We start from the raw sequence: 17445 nt of genomic DNA on the forward strand, positions 1-17445 counted from the left end.
GAAGCAGGTCACCGCGGATCGGAGGGGCTCATGAACGTACGCCTGGCGACGGCGCTGCTGTGCCTGTGCGTGTTCTTCACGGCGGCATGCAGCGGCCCGGAACCAGAACCAGCGGACGGGGCGGAGAAGAGGGGAAAGGGAGAGGCGCCCACAAGCACGTCGGACAGGGCCTCTCCCCCACCCATACCCTCCGCCCCCGGCCTCCCCGGCGTCTCCCACGCCGTCGACTTCGCCGCGGACGGCAGCGGGTTCACGCTGAGCGCGGAGTGCGGCGACAGCGGGTGCCGTCAGCATGTCGCCGTGCTCGAAGCGGGCGCAGGGCTCTGGCGGCCGGTCGAGTCCCCACTTCCGGACGTCACCGGCGACCAGGGCATCACCGTCGGGCTGACCGTGCTGGGCCCGGGCCGTGCGCTGATCACCGAGCCCTCCGAGCACATCGACGCGCCCGGCCGCACCTGGTTCACGCGTGACCACGGCAGCACCTGGCAGCGCGGCTCGACCCGCCCGACGGGCCGCACCACCACGGTTCCCGAGGGCGCCGCCCTCGCGCTCGACTGCCTGGATACGGCGTCCGACGGCAATGGATGTGCCCGCGGCAGACTGGTGGCCGTCCTGCCCGAGACCGGCGAGCATCGCGTCCTGACCCACCAGCCCCCACTGGACGGCGTCCTCTCCCCCGCGGGTGACGTTGCCGAGAACGCGCTGTTCGTGGCGGGGAAGGACCCCGACACCGGCCTGCCCACCCTGGCCGTCAGCAAGGACCGTGGCCGCAGCTGGCGCCCGACCCATATGACCGGCGCCGCGGAAGAGGGCTGGGCACCGCGGGTGGTCCCCGGCAAGAGAGGGATGTACGCCGTCCAGGCAGGCCAGCTGCCCAGTCGGGAAGGAGTGAAGAACGGCCTGCTGACCCTCCACGTCAGCACGGACGGCGGTGGCACCTGGACCCGGATCTGGCGCTATCGCGCGGGAGTGGAGCCGCTCTCCATCCTCGGCGATCCCGTCGTGGCCGACGACGACGGTCTCACCGTCTACGGCGAGACGGGCGTGTGGCACAGCGACGACCAGGCCCGCACCTTCCGGTCCGAGGGAGCCGCCCGTGGCCCGGCTGGCTACGTGCGGTGGACGCCGCTCGGCTGGCTGTGGTCGGACAGCTACGGCCAGGGCGCCTACCGGATATCGGCCGACGGCACCCACTGGCACGACTTCTCACTCGGGGAGGATTGAAGGCGCCCGCACGGAATCCGGCTTGCACCTCACGTGACGTGAGGACGCACCGTGGAGCGCGTACCGAGAAGGGAGCGGAAGTGAGCTATTCCGTGGGACAGGTCGCCGGTTTCGCCGGGGTCACGGTGCGCACCCTGCACCACTACGACGACATCGGTCTGCTCGTCCCGAGCGAGCGCAGCCACGCGGGTCACCGGCGCTACAGCGACGCCGACCTCGACCGGTTGCAGCAGATCCTGTTCTACCGGGAGCTGGGCTTCCCGCTCGACGAGGTCGCCGCCCTGCTCGACGACCCGGACGCGGACCCACGCGCGCATCTGCGCCGCCAGCACGAGTTGCTGACCGCCCGGATCGAGAAGCTGCGGAAGATGGCGGCGGCCGTGGAGCACGCCATGGAGGCACGCAAGATGGGCATCAATCTCACGCCGGAGGAGCGGTTCGAGGTCTTCGGGGACAAGGACCCCGAGCAGTACGCACAGGAGGCGGAGGAGCGCTGGGGCGGCACCGAGGCGTACGCGGAGTCACAGCGCCGCGCGGCCAGCTACACCAAGGAGGACTGGAAGCGTATGCAGGCCGAGGTTGCCGACTGGGGCGAGCGCTATGACGCCCTGATGGCCGCCGGTGAGCCACCGACCGGAGAGCGCGCCATGGACATGGCCGAGGAGCACCGGCAGCACATCTGCTCCTGGTTCTACGAGTGCCCGTACGACGTCCACCAGGGTCTCGCCGAGATGTACGTGGCCGACGAGCGCTTCAAGGCGTTCTACGACGCCATGCGTCCCGGCCTCGCCGAACACCTCCGGGACGCGATCGTGGCCAACGCGTCCAGACACTCGGCCTGAGGCCGTCCAGACACTCGGCCTGAGGGCGTCCAGATACTCGGCCTGAGCCCCACAAGCCAGGGCCCTCGGGGCCCTGTGCACCCTGTGGGCGGGCGCTGTGGGCCGGACCCGCCGTGTGCGATACGGCCCACAGTGCATCCTGGAGACATCGGTGGAACCAGGGGCGGGCGCCTTACGTTGATAGCTTTGTCCGGCCGTACTTGACGCCGTACCTCCCACCCCTCAGGAGCCCGGAACCGTGACGACGCTTGCCCTCGGACCGAGCTGGCTGGATCCGAACTATCTGCTGGACACCTTCGGTATCTGGGGCCTGCTCCTCATCGTCTTCGCCGAGTCCGGACTCCTGATCGGTTTCTTCCTGCCGGGCGACTCGCTGCTTTTCACGGCCGGTCTGCTGATCACGTCGAACCAGCTGGACTTCCCGCTGTGGGCGGCGATCGTCCTGATCTGTATCGCCGCGATCCTGGGCGACCAGGCGGGCTATATGTTCGGCAAGAAGGTCGGCCCGGCACTCTTCACCCGCCCTGACTCCCGCCTCTTCAAACAGGAGAACGTCGTCAAGGCGCACGAGTTCTTCGAGAAGTACGGCCCGAAGTCCCTGGTCCTGGCCCGGTTCGTGCCCATCGTGCGTACCTTCACGCCGATCATCGCGGGCGTCAGCGGCATGCGGTACCGCTCGTTCCTGATCTTCAACGTGCTCGGCGGCATCCTGTGGGGCGCCGGTGTGACCATCCTCGGCGCCTGGCTGGGCAACATCGACTTCGTCAAGAAGAACATCGAAGCGATCCTGATCCTGATCGTCTTCATCTCGGTCGTCCCGATCATCATCGAGCTGCTGCGGGCCCGCTCCCAGAAGAAGAAGGGCCTCGCCCAGGAGCCCGAGTCCGCCGCCCACGGTCAGCAGGCCCCCCACCAGGCCCCCCACCAGGCCGCCTACCAGCAGCAGCCGGTCATGGACGACGCCACCACCCAGCTCCGCCGCATCCCGCCGACCCAGCAGAACCAGGGCTACGGCGACCAGGGGTACAGCGAGTACGACGATCAGGGGTTCGGGGACCAGCAGTACGGCGACCAGGGCTACGGCAACCAGCGCTACGGCAACCACCAGGGCGCCTACCAGCAGCCGCAGCCGCAGCCGGACCCGTACCAGGGCTACAACCCGGGCTACGCCCAGGGCCAGGGACACGGCCAGGGCCAGGGCCAGGGCGGCTACGACCAGCACTACGGCCAGCAGCCCGCCCAGCCCTACGCCCCGCAGTACCCGCAGGGCCAGGGACAGGGCCAGAACCAGGGACAAGGCCGGGGCCAGGACCCCCACGCCCAGCCGCGGTACCCGTACGACTACGACCAGAACGGCTACCCGCAGCGCTGACCGGCGTCCGCCGACCGCTGCCGCGTGAGGAAGCGGGTTCCGCTCAGAAGGGGAACCCGCTCCGCCCGTGCTGGATCGAGATCCACTTCAGGGTGGTGAAGGCGTCCAGGGTCGTCTCGCCGTTCAGACGGCCGACGCCGGAGTTCTTCTCGCCGCCGAAGGGGACGAGGGGCTCGTCGTGGACGGTGCCGTCGTTGACGTGGAACATCCCGGTGTCGATCCGCTGCGCGAACCGCACCCCGCGCTCCACGTCGCCGGTGTGGACGGCGCCGCTGAGACCGTAGGGCGTGTCGTTGACGAGGCGCACGGCCTCCTCCTCGCCGTCGAAGGGGACGAGGAAGACGACGGGGCCGAAGACCTCCTGCCGGAGCAGGGGCGAGTCGGCGGGCAGGCCGGTCAGGACCGAGGGCTCGACGAGGTTGTCGGTGGTGGTGCCGTGCACCAGCGCGGTGGCGCCCTCGGCGATGGCCTGCTCGACGGTGCCGGAGATCGACTCGGCCTGGGAGGAGTTGATCACCGGGCCGATGACGGTCTGCGGGTCGCTCGGGTCACCCGCCTTGAGGGACTTGACCTTGGCCACGAACTTGTCGGTGAACTCCGCCGCGATCGAGCGGTCCACCAACACCCGGTTGGCGGCCATGCAGACCTGCCCCTGATGGACGTACCGGCTGAAGACGGCGGCGTCGACGGCGTAGTCGATGTCGGCGTCGTCGAGGACGACGAGCGCGCTGTTGCCGCCGAGTTCCAGGATGACGCGCTTGAAGTGACCGGCGCAGACGGTGGCGACATGGCGGCCGACCTTGTCGGAGCCGGTGAAGGAGATGACCTTCGGCACGGGGTGCTCGATGAAGGCGTCACCGACCTCCGCGATGTCGGTGATGATGACGTTGAGCAGGCCGGGCGGCAGGCCCGCGTCCTCGAAGATCTTCGCGATCAGGGAACCGCCGGTGACGGGGGTGTCCTGGTGCGGCTTGAGCACGACGCCGTTGCCGAGGGCGAGGGCCGGGGCGACGGACTTCAGGGAGAGCAGGAAGGGGAAGTTGAAGGGGCTGATGACGCCGACGACACCGACGGGGGCGCGGTAGAGGCGGTTTTCCTTGCCCGGGTCCGGTGAGGGCAGGACCTTGGTCTCCGGACGCATCGTCAGGTTCACCGACTCGCGCAGGAACTCCTTGGCGAGGTGGAGTTCGAAGGCGGCCTTCAGCCCGGTGCCGCCCAACTCGGCGATGATCACCTCGGTGATCTCCTGCTCGCGCTCCTCCACCAGGCGCAGGGCCTTCTCCAGCACGGCCCGCCGGGCGAACGCGCCCGCGGCGGCCCACTCGCGCTGGGCGCGGGCGGAGGCGCGGTAGGCCTGATCTATCTCGTCGACCGTGGCTATCGTGATCGAGGCCAGCTTCTCGCCGTCGTACGGGTTGCAGTCGATGATGTCCCAGGAGCCCGTGCCCGGGCGCCACTCACCGTCGATGTACTGCTGAGCCAGGTCGGTGAAGTACGACGACATGTGATCCCTCAATCCCCTGCCGCGTGACGATGCGGAAAGATGGCGGAAAGATGATCGACTTGACAGCCTGATCGTTCGTCATCGTACTTGTGTTGAAGCCCAGTTGGAGCGGTTGTTTCAGGAGAGTTGAAGCAGCCCGCGCAGCAGGTCCCGGCTGGCGTCCGGCCCCGGACTGTCCCTTTGCAGTTCCTTCAGAGCCTTCTCGTACTGCGCCACGTCCTCCGGTTTGTCCAGATACAGCGCGCTGGTGAGCTGCTCCAGGTAGACGACGTCGGACAGATCGGACTCGGGGAAGCTCAGGATGGTGAAGGCGCCGCTCTCGCCGGAGTGCCCGCCGAAGGTGAACGGCATGACCTGAAGTCGTACGTTGGGCCGCTCGGAGAACTCGATCAGATGCTGGAGCTGGCCGCGCATGACCTCACGGTCGCCGTAGGGGCGGCGCAGGGCGGCCTCGTCGAGGACGATGTGGAAGTCGGGGGCGTTCTCGGAGACGAGGTGCTTCTGCCGTTCCAGCCGCAGCGCGACGCGCCGCTCCACGTCCGCCTCGCTCGCGCCTTCCATACCGCGCCGGACGACTGCTCGCGCGTATGCCTCGGTCTGGAGCAGTCCGTGCACGAACTGCACCTCGTACGCGCGGATGGTGGAGGCCGCCCCCTCCAGTCCGACGTATGTCGGGAACCAGCTCGGCAGGACGTCCGAGTAACTGTGCCACCAGCCCGCGACATTGGCCTCGCGGGCGAGGGAGAGCAGTGAGTTGCGCTCCGCGTCGTCCGTGATGCCGTACAGCGTCAGCAGGTCCTCGACGTCCCTTGTCTTGAAGCTCACCCGGCCCAACTCCATCCGGCTGATCTTCGACTCGGAGGCGCGGATGGAGTATCCCGCCGCCTCGCGCGTGATGCCGCGCGCCTCTCGGAGTCGCCTGAGTTGCGAGCCGAGCAGCATCCGCCGCACCACCGATCCGGGCTCTCCCGCACTCACGTTCGCCAGCCTCCCCAACCGTCTTCAGGGCCCGCAGTCTGCCACTAAAACACTCCGAGCAGTACTCGCCCGGTTACAGAGATGGAAAGAAGCCAAAGATTCCGCTCGGGTTGCGGACCGGTCAAGGGACCGGAGTGGGCAAGGAGAGGGAGGGGACGCAGAGAAAGCGGCGCCAAGATGGCGGAAAAAATGGCCAAGAAGTGGTACGGGAGGGTCCATTTCGGTCGCGTGCACGTGCATCTGCCCTTGCATCTGCTGTACGCATCCGAAACCATGGTCCCGCACCACCGCCGCCTCGCACCGTCCGCGAATTCCCGGGAGTGCCTCGCATGGGGACGAATGGATCGACCATGCTCGAGCCTTTAAGGCAGGGCCTTCCGCCGCTGGATCCCGCGGCCGTGTCCTCAGCTTCCTCCTGTGCCCTGCCCGCCCGCTACGAAGCGGTGCGCGAGGCGCGGCAGTTCACTCGTAGCACGCTCGACCAGTGGGGTATAGAGGAACGGTTCGACGATATCTGCCTGGTGGTGTCGGAACTGGTCACCAACGCCCTGCGGCACGCGGTGCCCACCGCCGCCACGGGGTGCGGCGCGAGCGTCGCCCCGGGGCAGGAGTCGCCGGTGCGGCTGCACTTGATGCGCTGGCCCGACCGGCTGGTGTGCGCGGTGCGCGACCCCAGCGACGACACCCCGGTAGCGCGGGACACGGACGACTTCTCGGCGGAGTCCGGCCGCGGACTGTTCCTCGTCGACTCCTTCTGCGACGGCTGGGGCTGGCACCCGCTGGCGGGCACCCTCACCGGCAAGGTCGTCTGGGCGCTGTTCCGGCTCCAGCCGGAAGGGCTGAGAGTGAACGGCCGACGGCCGGGTGACGTCAGACAGGACGCCTGAGGCGTCGCCGCACCACGTCGATGCGCGTTCACGCTTCTACGCGCGTTACGTACCGTCGCCGAACAGTCACCCGGCGTCGTATCCGAACCCGGGTGGGCGGCGATCGGGGCGGCGCGCTCAACCCGCTATCAGGTGGTCGAACTCGCCGTCCTTGATCCCGAGTAGCATCGCCTCGATCTCCGCGCGCGTGTAGACGAGCGCGGGACCGTCGGGAAAGCGGCTGTTGCGTACCGCCACCTCCCCGCCGGGCAGCCGCGCGAACTCCACGCATGAGCCCTGAGAGTTGCTGTATCGGCTTTTCTGCCAGGCCACGCCGCTCAGTTCGGTGGCGGCCATGCCGTTGTACACGTCGTGATCCACAGGTCGCTCCCCGGTGGTGCACTGGCTGGTGTGGCCATTGATGCATTGGTCAACTGACCCGGATCATAACCTCGTTCATGTGCAGCCGCATGAGCATATGCAGGCGCATATGCAAGAGCAGATGCACGTGCACGAGGGGTGTTCCCGCGGTTACAGGTTGACCGGTGTCCCGGTGAAACTGCCCGACCGCCTCACCGCACCTTTTCCAGCGTTTGCCCCAGACTCCGCAGGACATGCGAACGCCAGCCCCCGTCCATGATCTTCCTTGCCATCAGCTGCGCCGGATCGTCCGGATCGAATCCCTCGTGCACTAGGAACAGACGCGTACCGCGGCCTTCCTGTTCCAACGTCCACGTGATCGTCCAGTCCACGGGATTGGCCGGATCCGCGTCGGCCCAGCGGACCTGGAGCATCCGCTGGACGTCGTAGGCGAGCACCTCGACGTCCACCGCGCCGGAGAAGTCGGTGTTGGGGCGCGGGACGGAGGTCATCCGGTAGCGGTGCCCGACCTTCAGCCTGAAGTCCGCGGCCCCCGGCATCTGCCATTGCGCCAGCAACTCGGGCTCGGTGAGCGCCCGCCAGACCTTGGCCGGAGGGTGCGGGAGGAACTGGTCCACGCGGATGGTGGTCAGGTCGATGCCACCGGAGGCGAGGTCACCGGAGGCGGTGCCGTCGGGCGCGAGGTCGTCCGGATCGGGCTCGTGTGTCATGCCGGGTCATCGTCGGGCATGCGGTCGAGAAGGTGACCGAGGCCCTTGAGCTGGTCGCGCCAGAATCGCTCGTACGGGTGGAGCCAGTCCTGCACTTCGGCGAGCGGGGCCGCCTCGAGGCGGTAGATGCGCTGTCGGCCGACGCGCTGTTCGGAGACGAGACCGGCCTCCCGGAGCACCCTGAGGTGTTCCGAGAGGCTGGGGCGCCGCATGTCGAAGTGGTCGGCCAGGGCCTGGACGGGCTGGGGTCCGCCCTCGCGCAGCAGCCGCAGCACCTCACGGCGGGTGGCGTTGGCGAGCGCGGCGAAGACACGGTCCTCGACGGCGGTGCCGGTCCCGGCACCGGTGGCGGCGGCCCCGGTGGTGGTCATGGTGCGGTCGGAAGCCCTTCCTTCTCGGTCAGCAGCATCAGACCGTTGCCGTCCGGATCGCGGAAGGAGGCCATCCGCCCCCACGGCTGCTCGTCCGGGCCCTGTACGGCGACCCCGGCCCGCGCCAGCCGCGCGCAGTCGGCGTCGACATCGGTCGTGACCAACATGATCCCCCGCGTCGAGCCGGGCGCGAAACCGCCCATGCCCGGCCCGGAGAGCGTGAAGACCGTCTGCGCGCCCCTTGGCGCGACCTGGAGCCACCTGCCGGGCGGCATGTCCAGGTCGGCCGTCACCTCGAAGCCGAGCACCTCCGTGTAGAAGCGCAGGGCGCGGTCCTGGTCGGTGACGGGGAGGGTGACGAAGGAGGCGTGAGTGATGTGAGTGGCGGTGTGCGCTGTCATAGGGACGACGATAGGTAGGAGATTCCCTACGTGTCAAACGTAGGGAATCTCCTACCTATCAGCTCCGCCGCCGGTGACCTCGCCGCTCAGCGACCGCCGTACGGCAGCAGTGCCATCTCGCGCGCGTTCTTGATCGCCCGGGCGAGCAGCCGCTGCTGCTGGGCGGTGACCCGCGTGACCCGGCGGCTGCGGATCTTGCCGCGGTCGGAGAGGAACTTCCGCAGCAGGTCGGTGTCCTTGTAGTCGATATAGGTGACCCCCGCCTGGAGCAGCGGATTGGGACGGCTCTTGACGGGCCTGCGGTCGTTCTTGCGGGGCAGGGGGGACACGGCGGTCAGACCTCCAGAAGGGTGTCGAAGGCGGGCGGCAGGCGCTTCCAGGCGTCCCGCCCGGCGGCGTACTCGGCATCGGTGAGCAGGCAGGACTCCAGCAACTCGGCGAGCCCGTCGCGGTCGAGGCCGGGGGACGTGAAGACGAGGTGCTGACAGCAGTCGCCGTGCTCCGGGTGCCAGTCCAGCGCGGCGGCGGCCCGGCGCACCGGCGGCACCATCTCCCAGGCCGCGTCGGGCAGCGACGCGAGCCACGGCCCGGCGCTCTCCACGCACAGCGCGCCCCCCGCGGCGTCCCAGTGCAGCAGCGTGTCCGGCTTGTCGGCGAGCCAGAACCGCCCCCGGCTACGGGCCGCCGCGCAGGTCAGGTCCTCAAGGGCGGCATACAGCCGCTCCGGGTGGAACGGGCGGCGCCGGTGCCAGACCAGGGTCGTGACCCCGCACGCGTCGGCCTCGGTCGGCAGCAGCGCGCACGCCGGATGCTGGGCGGCGGCAGCCGCCTCCACGTCGAAGCCCGCGAGCGCGGCGCCCGCCAGGTCACCGTGGCCGACCAGCACCTGGCGGGCCGTCGGGTGCAGTTGGGCCAACAGCTCCCGGTCCTCGTCGTCGGCCTCCGGGGAGTCGACGAGGGCGAGGACGGGGGCGTACTCCAGCTGCCGCGCGAAGGTGTCGGCGACCGTGCGCTGATCGGTGGCGGCAGCGGCGAGACCACCCTCGGCGAGATCGTCGCCGTTGCCGAGGTACGGCAGCACCAGGGCCGGGTCCACGGCGGTGATGACGCCGGTGACGGTGAGGCGGGCGCTGGTGGCCGTGGGGCCGCCGGTTGCCGCGACCACCTCGGCCATGGCCTTGGGCTCGACGGAGTCCCACAGCTCGACGACCGCGAGCCGGGTCTCCCCGGCCGCCGCCAGCCGCTCCAGCTCCGGCACCAGATCCTCGCGCAGCGCACAGCACGCGCAGTCGTTCACCAGCGGCGCCTCACCGGCGTACCGGATCCCGGTGGCGTCGCGGACGGTCCGCACGACGGTCCCGGCCGCGGCCGCCGTCGCGAGGTCGTGGTGGAGTACGACGCTGCCGGGCACGTCGGCGAGCAGGTGCTCGACGGCCGCCTTGCGGGCGTCGGCGTGCAGCCCGCCGACGATCACGACGGGAAGCTCGGACACCGGCTCAGCCCTGCTTTCCGTACCGGCGTTCGAAGCGCTCGACGCGTCCGGCGGTGTCCAGGACGCGGGCGGTGCCCGTGTAGAAGGGATGGCTGACGTTCGAGATCTCGACGTCGACGACGGGGTAGCTGTTGCCGTCCTCCCACTCGATCGTCTTCTCGGTGGGCACTCCGGCGAGCGTGGAGCGGGTCAGGAAGGCGTGGTTCGCGGCACGGTCGCGGAAGACGACGGGGCCGTACTCCGGGTGGATTCCCTCGCGCATGGCGGTGATCAGCGCTCCTCTCGGAAGTCGACGTGGCGGCCCGCGACCGGATCGAACTTGCGCAGGGTCAGCCGGTCCGGGTCGTTGCGGCGGTTCTTGCGGGTGACGTAGGTGTAGCCGGTCCCGGCCGTGGACCGGAGCTTGATGACCGGGCGGAGTTCGTTGCGTGCCATGCTGCTATCTTACTGAAAACGATTCCCATTTGCGACCCCGCTTCCGGGTCCGGCCACGACCACCGGCCCGGAGACCGACTGAGGAGAGGTACGTCACCCATGTCCGCCCACTGCATGCTGACCGGCGCACAGCCCGGCTTCGGCAACCGCATCTCGCACTCCCACCGGCGCACCTCGCGCCGCTTCGACCCCAACATCCAGTCCAAGCGCTACTGGCTGCCGAGCGAGAGCCGGTACGTACGGCTGCGGCTGAGTGCCAAGGGGATCAAGACGGTCGACACGATCGGCGTCGAGGCGGCCGTGGCCCGCATCCGCGCCCGGGGGGTGCGGGTCTGATGGCGAAGAAGAGCAAGATCGCGAAGAACGAGAAGCGGCAGCAGGTCGTCGCGCGGTACGCGGCCCGCCGCGCCGAGCTGAAGGAGATCATCCGCCGCCCGTCGACGGGAGCGGCGGAACGGCTCGCGGCGCAGCGGGAACTACAACGCCAGCCGCGCGACGCCAGCGCCACCCGCGTACGCAACAGGGACCAGGTGGACGGGCGCCCGCGCGGGTACTTCCGTACGTTCGGGCTGTCGCGGGTGGGGCTGCGGGAGCAGGCGCATGCGGGGTTCCTGCCGGGGGTGCGGAAGTCTTCCTGGTAAGGGGGATCGCGCGATCCTGATGAGGGGGATCGCGCCGTCCAGGTATGGGGAGCGGGTCCTCCCGGTGACGGGGATCGAGCCGTCCCGGTAAGGGAGAGCGGGTCCTCCCGGTAAAGGAGAGCGGGTCCTCCCGGTGACGGGGATCGAGCCGTCCCAGTAAGGGCGAGCGAGTCCTCCCAGTAAGGGCGAGCGAGTCCTCCCAGTGACGGCGATCGCGCCCTCCCGTTAAGAAGGATCCAGTCGTCCCGGTAAGGGGCATCGCCGGGACGGTCCCCGTTCGGGTTACGCCCTGGTAGCTTCTGCCGTCGTACCGGGTGACCGGCTCGTGGTGGGGGGCATGGCAGTGACTTCGGGGAACGTTTCTTGGATATCCAGGGCGCACGCGCGCGTGGCGGTCGCCGCGTTGGGGCTGGCGGGTGTGTTCCTGCTGGGGGCGTGCAGTGACGACGGCGGTTCCGACGCCGACGAGGGCACGCCGAGCCCCAGCGCCTCCGCCACCTCGACCGAGACGGCGGACACGGGCGGCGGCACCGGTAGCGGCGCCCCGTCCGGCGAGCTGGAGGGCAGCTGGCTCGCCACCACCGGCGGCGACGCGGTGGCGTTGGTCGTCACCGGCGACAAGGCGGGTCTCTTCGCGACCGGCGGGACGGTGTGCAGCGGCACGGCCGACGCCCGGACGATCCGGCTCACGTGCACGGACGGCAGCGACGACCGGGAGACGGGGCGAGTCGACTCCGTCGACGGGACGACGCTGAAGGTCACCTGGGAGAGCGGCCTCGGCACGGAGACGTACACCAAGGCCGAGGGCGGACAGCTACCGACGGGCCTGCCCACGGAAGGGCTGGGCTCCTGATCCGATCGCCGATCGGATAGGCGATGATCCAGACGGTCGTCCGACCAACCGGCCCACTGGCCAACTGACCGCCTGATCGTCATCGGCACTACTCCAGGGACTCACCCATGCGCTCCGCTCCCCTCGCCCTCACCGCGTTGACCGCCGCCGCTCTCCTGCTCACCGGGTGCTCGGGGGACGGCGACGACGGCGGTGCCGGTGAGACCAAGGGCACCGGTACGGCCTGCTCCGTCGACGGGATCGACATCGAGGTCGGCCCCGCCAACGCCGCCCCCGTCGCCGGGGACACCGGCAACGTGCCCGTCACCCTCACCAACCACGGCGACGCCGACTGCACCCTGGAGGGCTTCCCCGGCGTCGCCCTCCGCGCGGGCGACTCCTCGGCCACCGTCCCCGAGGAGGAGGCCGCCCAGCCGCAGAAGCTCACCCTCGCGAAGGACACGGCGGCGACCTTCACGATCACGTACGTACGGGGTGAGGCGGGCGGCGCCGGGACACTCGACGCGAAGAAGCTCGCGATCAGTCTGCCGGGCGGTTCGGACGAGCGGGAGTTCCCGTGGTCGTACGGACCGGTGCCCGTCGACGGGGAGGTCGTTCCGGACGCGACGGTGAGCGCCTTCCAGCAGGCGGGCGACTGAGACCGAGGCGCGTACGCCGCCCCGCCCCGTCAGTCGAGGGGGCGGCGCGACCTGACCTGGGCGCGGTCCGCCGCGCGGGCGCCCTCCGTCCAGCCCGCCTCGTCGCTCACCCCGCGCAGCCGGGCGGTGGTGGTCTCCGGGAACAGCCGGTCCGTCGCGGCCGTGACGGCCACCTCGCGCGAGGCGAGCACGGGGAGCAGGTGCGCTGCCTCCGCCGTCTTTCCCGTCTCCGCCGTGACCTGCTCGGCCGCGGCGGCGAGTCGGGTTCCGATGCGATGGGCGTAGGCCGCGAGGAACGACTGCCGGAAGCTCTTGGTGCGCTTGCGGCCACCGGCCCTCTGCGCGGCCTCCGCCTTCGTCATCGCGGTCGTGGCCTGCACGAGGAGCGAGGTGTACAGCAACTCCACGGCGTCGAGGTCCGGTTCGAACCCGACGACCGTGGCGAAGCCGAGGGGCTCGTTCCACACGGCACGGCAGTGGTTGGCGGTGGCGACCGCGTCCAGCAGTACCGCCTTGGCCTGCTCGTACGGCGCGTCGACGCCGATCCGGCAGGCGCCGGGCGCGTCCGTGGCGGGCGTCCGGGCCGCGAGCAGCGCCTCGTCGATGCTGTGCCGGGCCATCAGCTCCTGTGCCTTGGCGCTGAGCGCCTCCGCCTCGTCCGGGTAACCGGTCGCCTCCGCCTTGGCGAGCAGCGCGCGGATGCGGGCGAGCGTGCGGGACTCCGCGTGGGGTGCGGGGTGCTGCCGTAGGGGCTCGTCGACGGGTTCCAGGGTGGGCAGTCGGAGCAGCAGGCGGTACAGCTCCAGGACGGCGGTGGCGTGCGAGAAGCGGTCGCTGCGGGGCGCCGCGCCCGGGTCCCGGTGGCCCCGGTCGAGATCGGCGAGCTGCTCGGTCCAGCGGCGCCCGCGCGGGCGGTCGTCGTGCGGGGCCTGGGCGAGGATCAGCGCCGTGGCGATCCGTACGTGTACGTCGTCCAGCTCCCTGCGCACGACGCGTACGACGTCGGCGGGCTGCCAACCGCGCCGCCAGGCCGCCGCGACGAACTCCTCCCCGCGCCGCGCCAGTTCGCCGTCCGCGTCCGGATCGGCGGCGAGCAGCGACGCGGCCGTGTCGAGGGCGGGGGTGTCGGGGGCGGCGTAGAGGGCGGTGTGGAGGGCTTGTTCGACGATGCTGGGGGTGTCGGGGGTGCGGGGGGTGCTCACGCGGTGATGGTGCCATGGGGCGATCGCCGCCTGCCGATGCGGGCAACCAGGCGAGCGCCCCCGGCATCGGCCCCGTCTCAGCCCCTGAAATTCCCTCGCTCCCGCGCGGGGGCGCTTCCACCATGGCGCGCATGGTGGACATGTCTCTCTACGCGGCCTTCCTCGTCGCCGCCTTCGCGCTCTGCGTCAGCCCCGGACCCGACATGATGTTCATCGTGGCGATGGGCGGACGGGGCGGCCCCGCGGCGGGGGTGATGGCCGCGGCGGGAGTGGCCTGCGCGATGCTGGTGCACGCGATCGCCGCCGCGCTCGGCCTGTCAGCCCTGTTCACGACGCTGCCGACGCTCTATCACGTGCTGCGCTGGGCGGGCGCGGCGTATCTGCTCTACCTCGCCGTCAAGGCCTTCCGGGACCGCTCGGTACTCGGCGCCGAGCCGGGCGGAGAGGGCGGGGAGAGCGGGGAGAGCGGGGAGAGCGGGGAGGGTGAAGGCGGCAAGGCCGGACGGAACGGCATGCGGCGCGCCTTCTGGCAGGGCGCGATCACCAACCTCCTCAACCCCAAGGTGATCCTCTTCAACGTGGCGTTCCTGCCGCAGTTCGTCGACCCGTCCCTCGGCCATGTGCCGGGCCAGCTCATGCTGCTGGGCGCCACGCTGGTGGTGATGGGGTTCCTGTGGGACGGCTTCGTGGGGTTGCTGGCCGGGCGTCTGTCGGCGGTGCTCAGGCGGAGCGCGCGGGTGAACCGCTGGCTGAACATCGTCTCCGGGACGGTGTTCACGGGGCTGGCGGTGCGGCTGGTGGCGTCGTCACCGAAGTAGAGCCCATCGCCTGTCAACCCAGGGTTGACGCCCCTGGACTGTCAACCTACGGTTGACGCATGACCACGAACCCCGCCGTCACATCCTCCGTACGCCTAGACGACCTCATCGCGGCCATCAAGAAGGTCCACGACGAACCGCTCGAACAGCTCCAGGACGCGGTGATCGCCGGGGAACACCTCGGCGATGTCGCCGACCACCTGATCGGCCACTTCGTCGACCAGGCCCGCCGCTCGGGTGCCTCCTGGACGGACATCGGCAAGAGCATGGGCGTCACCCGCCAGGCCGCGCAGAAGCGCTTCGTGCCGAAGGAGTCGGCCGACCTCGACCCGAGCCAGGGCTTCAGCCGCTACACCCCGCGCGCGCGGAACGCGGTCATGGCCGCCCACAACGAGGCGGTCGCCGCCCGCAACCCCGAGGGCCGCCCGGAGCACCTCGCCCTCGGCCTGCTCGCCGACCCGGACGGCCTGGCCGCCAAGGCGATCACCGCACAGGGAGTACCCCTCGACGCCGTGCGCCAGGCGGCCACGTCGGCGCTGCCGCCCGCGGCCGACGAGGTCCCCGACCTGATCCCGTACGGCCCCGACGCCAAGAAGGCCCTGGAACTCACCTTCCGCGAGGCCCTCCGCCTCGGCCACAACTACATCGGCACCGAGCACATCCTCCTCGCCCTCCTGGAGTTCGAGAACGGCCAGGGGACCCTGTCCGGCCTCGGGATCACCAAGGCGGGAGTCGAGCGGTACGTGGCGGAGGCCCTCGCGAAGATCGCGACGGCGCTCAACGAGGCAGGCGACGCCGACGAAGAAGGCTGAAGCAGCACAACCACCGGAACAGGCAGAACCAACAGAACAGAACAGGCAGAACCACCAGAACCACGAAACCAGCAGAGCCAGCGCACCTGCAGCACCACGAACCACCAGAGCCAGCAACCCTGCAGCACCACGAACCAGCAGAACCAGCAACCCTGCAGCTCAAGCCCCATTGTCAGACCCTCCTGCCACACTCTCCACATGGCCGACCGATGGGCACTCGCTCCGGCCGAGGACGGTGGCGTGCAGCTCGCCCCCCTCGGCCCGGACGGGCTGCCCGCCGGACCGGTCCAGTGGGAGGAGGACCTGGCGGGGGCCGTGCGGGACCGCCCGCAGGTGGCCCGCTGGGTATGGCGCTCGACGTCCGAGATGTATCCGCGCCTGCTCGCCACGGGGGTGCGAGTGGAGCGGTGCTACGACATCGAGGACGCCGAGACCCTCCTCCTCGGCCACGAGGGGCGGTACGGCGAGCCCCGCTCAGCGGCGGCCGCACTGGCCAGGCTGCGCGGCGGCCCCGTACCGCCCGACCCGCCCCTGCGTTCCGCCGCCCCCGGCGCGCAGTCCTCCCTCTTCGACCCGGAGGGCACCCGCCCCCTCCCGCTCACCGACCTCCTCGAGGTCTACGCCGACCAGCAGCGGCGCCACGACCACGCCGAACACCCGAACCGGATGCGCCTGCTGACCGCCGCCGAGTCGGCGGGGATGCTGGTGGCGGCGGAGATGAACGCCACGGGCCTCCCCTGGCGCGCCGACGTCCACCGCGAGGTGCTGCACGACCTGCTCGGCGAGCGCTACGCGGGCGGCGGAGAGCCCCGCCGTCTGGCCGAGCTGACGGACGACGTCTCCGCCGCCTTCGGCCGCCGCGTCCGCCCGGACCTGCCCGCCGACGTGATCAAGGCCTTCTCCCAGGCTGGCATCAAGGTCACGTCGACCCGCCGCTGGGAGCTGGAGTCCCTCGACCACCCCGCCGTGAAGCCGCTCATCGAGTACAAGAAGCTGTACCGCATCTGGGTCGCCCACGGCTGGTCCTGGCTCCAGGACTGGGTGCGCGACGGCCGCTTCCGACCGGAGTTCCTCGCGGGCGGCACGGTCACCGGCCGCTGGGTGACCAACGGCGGCGGCGGACTCCAGATCCCCAAGGTCATCCGCCGCGCCGTCGTCGCCGACCCCGGCTGGCGTCTCGTGGTCGCCGACGCCGACCAGATGGAGCCGCGCGTCCTCGCCGCGATCTCCCGCGACCCCGGCCTGATGGAGGTCGCGGGCCGCGAGACCGACCTCTACCAGTCCGTGTCCGAGCGCGCCTTCTCCGGCGACCGCGACCAGGCCAAACTCGCCGTCCTGGGCGCGATCTACGGCCAGACCTCCGGCGACGGCCTCAAGAACCTCGCCGCCCTCAGACGCCGCTTCCCCAAAGCGGTGGCCTACGTCGACGAGGCAGCCCGCGCGGGTGAGGAGGGCCGCCTGGTCCGCACCTGGCTCGGCCGCACCTGCCCACCGGCCGCCGACGCACGGGACGACACCCCCGAGGAGGCGGGCATCCCCCAGGAGGCCCCCACACCCCAGGACTGGGTCCCGGGCTACGCCTCCACCAACTCCCGCGCCCGGGGCCGCTTCGCCCGCAACTTCGTCGTCCAGGGCAGCGCGGCGGACTGGACCCTGCTCCTCCTGGCCGCGCTGCGCCAGTCGCTGTCATCCATGGCGGCCGAACTGGTCTTCTTCCAGCACGACGAGGTCATCGTCCACTGCCCCACCGAGGAGGCGGACACGGTCGCCACGGCCATCCGCGACTCCGCGGCCCTGGCGGCCCGCCTGACCTTCGGTGACACGCCAGTGCGCTTCCCCTTCACCACGGCGGTGGTCGAGTGCTACGCGGACGCGAAGTGACACCCGCCGGACCCGCATCGCAGA

General features: G+C 70.5%; 22 protein-coding genes. 11 read left to right on the forward strand and 11 right to left on the reverse strand.

What is annotated here, in order from left to right:
• Positions 1-30: 30 nt before the first annotated feature.
• The 3 genes from ACFVQG_RS07955 to ACFVQG_RS07965 all read left to right on the forward strand — a co-directional run bounded on the left by ACFVQG_RS07955 (position 31) and on the right by ACFVQG_RS07965 (position 3438).
• Positions 31-1224, forward strand: coding sequence for an exo-alpha-sialidase (locus tag ACFVQG_RS07955; protein ID WP_383378127.1), 1194 nt, complete (start codon positions 31-33; stop codon positions 1222-1224).
• An 80-nt stretch (positions 1225-1304) separates the two neighbouring features.
• Entirely contained in the window at positions 1305-2066 is a 762-nt protein-coding gene (locus tag ACFVQG_RS07960; RefSeq protein ID WP_383378129.1) for a MerR family transcriptional regulator, read from the forward strand.
• A gap of 238 nt (positions 2067-2304) precedes the next feature.
• Entirely contained in the window at positions 2305-3438 is a 1134-nt protein-coding gene (locus ACFVQG_RS07965) for a DedA family protein (RefSeq protein WP_383378130.1), read from the forward strand.
• 43 nt (positions 3439-3481) lie between these two features.
• Here ACFVQG_RS07965 and ACFVQG_RS07970 read toward each other — a convergent pair whose 3' ends face one another.
• Positions 3482-4942 (reverse strand): aldehyde dehydrogenase family protein, encoded by a 1461-nt coding sequence (locus ACFVQG_RS07970; RefSeq protein ID WP_383378132.1) that lies wholly within the window; start codon positions 4940-4942, stop codon positions 3482-3484.
• A 117-nt stretch (positions 4943-5059) separates the two neighbouring features.
• On the reverse strand, positions 5060-5884 hold the full coding sequence (locus ACFVQG_RS07975) for a helix-turn-helix domain-containing protein (RefSeq protein ID WP_383379712.1): 825 nt from the start codon (positions 5882-5884) through the stop codon (positions 5060-5062).
• 365 nt (positions 5885-6249) lie between these two features.
• Between ACFVQG_RS07975 and ACFVQG_RS07980 the strand changes: the two genes are divergently transcribed.
• Positions 6250-6807: an ATP-binding protein gene (locus ACFVQG_RS07980; RefSeq protein WP_383378133.1), complete on the forward strand. Its 558-nt coding sequence runs from the start codon at positions 6250-6252 to the stop codon at positions 6805-6807.
• A gap of 117 nt (positions 6808-6924) precedes the next feature.
• Here the strand turns inward: ACFVQG_RS07980 and ACFVQG_RS07985 are convergent, their stop codons facing one another.
• From ACFVQG_RS07985 to rpmG, 8 genes are all read right to left on the reverse strand, one after another.
• Positions 6925-7143, reverse strand: a complete 219-nt coding sequence (locus ACFVQG_RS07985; RefSeq protein WP_381618468.1) for a DUF397 domain-containing protein — start codon at positions 7141-7143, stop codon at positions 6925-6927.
• Between the two features lie 215 nt (positions 7144-7358).
• Positions 7359-7877 carry an SRPBCC domain-containing protein gene (locus ACFVQG_RS07990; protein ID WP_383378135.1) on the reverse strand — a complete coding sequence of 173 codons (519 nt, stop codon included), beginning with the start codon at positions 7875-7877 and terminating at the stop codon, positions 7359-7361.
• Positions 7874-8248, reverse strand: a complete 375-nt coding sequence (locus tag ACFVQG_RS07995) for an ArsR/SmtB family transcription factor (RefSeq protein ID WP_383378137.1) — start codon at positions 8246-8248, stop codon at positions 7874-7876. The genes ACFVQG_RS07990 and ACFVQG_RS07995 overlap by 4 nt, the downstream gene beginning before the upstream one ends.
• Entirely contained in the window at positions 8245-8649 is a 405-nt protein-coding gene (locus ACFVQG_RS08000; RefSeq protein ID WP_383378139.1) for a VOC family protein, read from the reverse strand. The genes ACFVQG_RS07995 and ACFVQG_RS08000 overlap by 4 nt, the downstream gene beginning before the upstream one ends.
• A gap of 86 nt (positions 8650-8735) precedes the next feature.
• Positions 8736-8969 (reverse strand): 30S ribosomal protein S18, encoded by a 234-nt coding sequence (rpsR, locus tag ACFVQG_RS08005; RefSeq protein ID WP_383379716.1) that lies wholly within the window; start codon positions 8967-8969, stop codon positions 8736-8738.
• A gap of 14 nt (positions 8970-8983) precedes the next feature.
• The gene (locus ACFVQG_RS08010) at positions 8984-10141 is read right to left on the reverse strand and encodes a CobW family GTP-binding protein (protein ID WP_383378142.1); all 1158 of its coding nucleotides are present in this window, start codon (positions 10139-10141) and stop codon (positions 8984-8986) included.
• 4 nt (positions 10142-10145) lie between these two features.
• Positions 10146-10403, reverse strand: a complete 258-nt coding sequence (locus ACFVQG_RS08015; RefSeq protein WP_383378145.1) for a type B 50S ribosomal protein L31 — start codon at positions 10401-10403, stop codon at positions 10146-10148.
• An 8-nt stretch (positions 10404-10411) separates the two neighbouring features.
• Positions 10412-10576 carry a 50S ribosomal protein L33 gene (gene rpmG, locus ACFVQG_RS08020; RefSeq protein ID WP_333932256.1) on the reverse strand — a complete coding sequence of 55 codons (165 nt, stop codon included), beginning with the start codon at positions 10574-10576 and terminating at the stop codon, positions 10412-10414.
• A 99-nt stretch (positions 10577-10675) separates the two neighbouring features.
• Here rpmG and rpmB point away from each other — a divergent pair, with 99 nt between their 5' ends.
• The 4 genes from rpmB to ACFVQG_RS08040 all read left to right on the forward strand — a co-directional run bounded on the left by rpmB (position 10676) and on the right by ACFVQG_RS08040 (position 12708).
• A complete protein-coding gene (gene rpmB / locus ACFVQG_RS08025; RefSeq protein WP_383378149.1) occupies positions 10676-10912 on the forward strand; it encodes a 50S ribosomal protein L28 in 237 nt (78 codons plus the stop codon).
• Positions 10912-11217: a 30S ribosomal protein S14 gene (rpsN, locus tag ACFVQG_RS08030; protein WP_383378151.1), complete on the forward strand. Its 306-nt coding sequence runs from the start codon at positions 10912-10914 to the stop codon at positions 11215-11217. The genes rpmB and rpsN overlap by 1 nt, the downstream gene beginning before the upstream one ends.
• A 337-nt stretch (positions 11218-11554) precedes the next feature.
• A complete protein-coding gene (locus ACFVQG_RS08035) occupies positions 11555-12070 on the forward strand; it encodes a hypothetical protein (RefSeq protein ID WP_383378153.1) in 516 nt (171 codons plus the stop codon).
• 107 nt (positions 12071-12177) lie between these two features.
• A complete protein-coding gene (locus tag ACFVQG_RS08040; RefSeq protein ID WP_383378155.1) occupies positions 12178-12708 on the forward strand; it encodes a DUF4232 domain-containing protein in 531 nt (176 codons plus the stop codon).
• 29 nt (positions 12709-12737) lie between these two features.
• On the opposite strand, the gene ACFVQG_RS08045 is transcribed toward ACFVQG_RS08040, so the two are convergent.
• The gene (locus ACFVQG_RS08045) at positions 12738-13910 is read right to left on the reverse strand and encodes a DUF2786 domain-containing protein (protein WP_383378157.1); all 1173 of its coding nucleotides are present in this window, start codon (positions 13908-13910) and stop codon (positions 12738-12740) included.
• 131 nt (positions 13911-14041) lie between these two features.
• Here ACFVQG_RS08045 and ACFVQG_RS08050 point away from each other — a divergent pair, with 131 nt between their 5' ends.
• From ACFVQG_RS08050 to ACFVQG_RS08060, 3 genes are all read left to right on the forward strand, one after another.
• Complete coding sequence (locus ACFVQG_RS08050; protein ID WP_383378159.1) at positions 14042-14728, forward strand: LysE family translocator; 687 nt, start codon at positions 14042-14044, stop codon at positions 14726-14728.
• A 59-nt stretch (positions 14729-14787) separates the two neighbouring features.
• Positions 14788-15540 (forward strand): Clp protease N-terminal domain-containing protein, encoded by a 753-nt coding sequence (locus tag ACFVQG_RS08055; RefSeq protein WP_383378161.1) that lies wholly within the window; start codon positions 14788-14790, stop codon positions 15538-15540.
• A gap of 198 nt (positions 15541-15738) precedes the next feature.
• Positions 15739-17421, forward strand: coding sequence for a bifunctional 3'-5' exonuclease/DNA polymerase (locus ACFVQG_RS08060; protein ID WP_383378164.1), 1683 nt, complete (start codon positions 15739-15741; stop codon positions 17419-17421).
• Positions 17422-17445 lie beyond the last annotated feature (24 nt).

Origin of the sequence: Streptomyces sp. NPDC057877, assembly GCF_042796855.1 — a bacterium.
In the GTDB taxonomy this organism is placed as follows: Bacteria; Actinomycetota; Actinomycetes; order Streptomycetales; family Streptomycetaceae; genus Streptomyces.

What these genes read in the sequence shown, in the direction of transcription:
- ACFVQG_RS07955 (WP_383378127.1), top strand. Translation starts at nt 31, where the DNA reads ATGAACGTACGCCTGGCGACGGCGCTGCTGTGCCTGTGCGTGTTCTTC.
- ACFVQG_RS07970 (WP_383378132.1), bottom strand. Translation starts at nt 4,942, where the DNA reads ATGTCGTCGTACTTCACCGACCTGGCTCAGCAGTACATCGACGGTGAG.
- ACFVQG_RS07975 (WP_383379712.1), bottom strand. Translation starts at nt 5,884, where the DNA reads ATGCTGCTCGGCTCGCAACTCAGGCGACTCCGAGAGGCGCGCGGCATC.
- ACFVQG_RS07980 (WP_383378133.1), top strand. Translation starts at nt 6,250, where the DNA reads ATGGGGACGAATGGATCGACCATGCTCGAGCCTTTAAGGCAGGGCCTT.
- ACFVQG_RS07985 (WP_381618468.1), bottom strand. Translation starts at nt 7,143, where the DNA reads ATGGCCGCCACCGAACTGAGCGGCGTGGCCTGGCAGAAAAGCCGATAC.
- ACFVQG_RS07990 (WP_383378135.1), bottom strand. Translation starts at nt 7,877, where the DNA reads ATGACACACGAGCCCGATCCGGACGACCTCGCGCCCGACGGCACCGCC.
- ACFVQG_RS07995 (WP_383378137.1), bottom strand. Translation starts at nt 8,248, where the DNA reads ATGACCACCACCGGGGCCGCCGCCACCGGTGCCGGGACCGGCACCGCC.
- ACFVQG_RS08000 (WP_383378139.1), bottom strand. Translation starts at nt 8,649, where the DNA reads ATGACAGCGCACACCGCCACTCACATCACTCACGCCTCCTTCGTCACC.
- ACFVQG_RS08015 (WP_383378145.1), bottom strand. Translation starts at nt 10,403, where the DNA reads ATGCGCGAGGGAATCCACCCGGAGTACGGCCCCGTCGTCTTCCGCGAC.
- rpmG (WP_333932256.1), bottom strand. Translation starts at nt 10,576, where the DNA reads ATGGCACGCAACGAACTCCGCCCGGTCATCAAGCTCCGGTCCACGGCC.
- rpmB (WP_383378149.1), top strand. Translation starts at nt 10,676, where the DNA reads ATGTCCGCCCACTGCATGCTGACCGGCGCACAGCCCGGCTTCGGCAAC.
- rpsN (WP_383378151.1), top strand. Translation starts at nt 10,912, where the DNA reads ATGGCGAAGAAGAGCAAGATCGCGAAGAACGAGAAGCGGCAGCAGGTC.
- ACFVQG_RS08035 (WP_383378153.1), top strand. Translation starts at nt 11,555, where the DNA reads ATGGCAGTGACTTCGGGGAACGTTTCTTGGATATCCAGGGCGCACGCG.
- ACFVQG_RS08040 (WP_383378155.1), top strand. Translation starts at nt 12,178, where the DNA reads ATGCGCTCCGCTCCCCTCGCCCTCACCGCGTTGACCGCCGCCGCTCTC.
- ACFVQG_RS08050 (WP_383378159.1), top strand. Translation starts at nt 14,042, where the DNA reads ATGGTGGACATGTCTCTCTACGCGGCCTTCCTCGTCGCCGCCTTCGCG.
- ACFVQG_RS08055 (WP_383378161.1), top strand. Translation starts at nt 14,788, where the DNA reads ATGACCACGAACCCCGCCGTCACATCCTCCGTACGCCTAGACGACCTC.
- ACFVQG_RS08060 (WP_383378164.1), top strand. Translation starts at nt 15,739, where the DNA reads ATGGCCGACCGATGGGCACTCGCTCCGGCCGAGGACGGTGGCGTGCAG.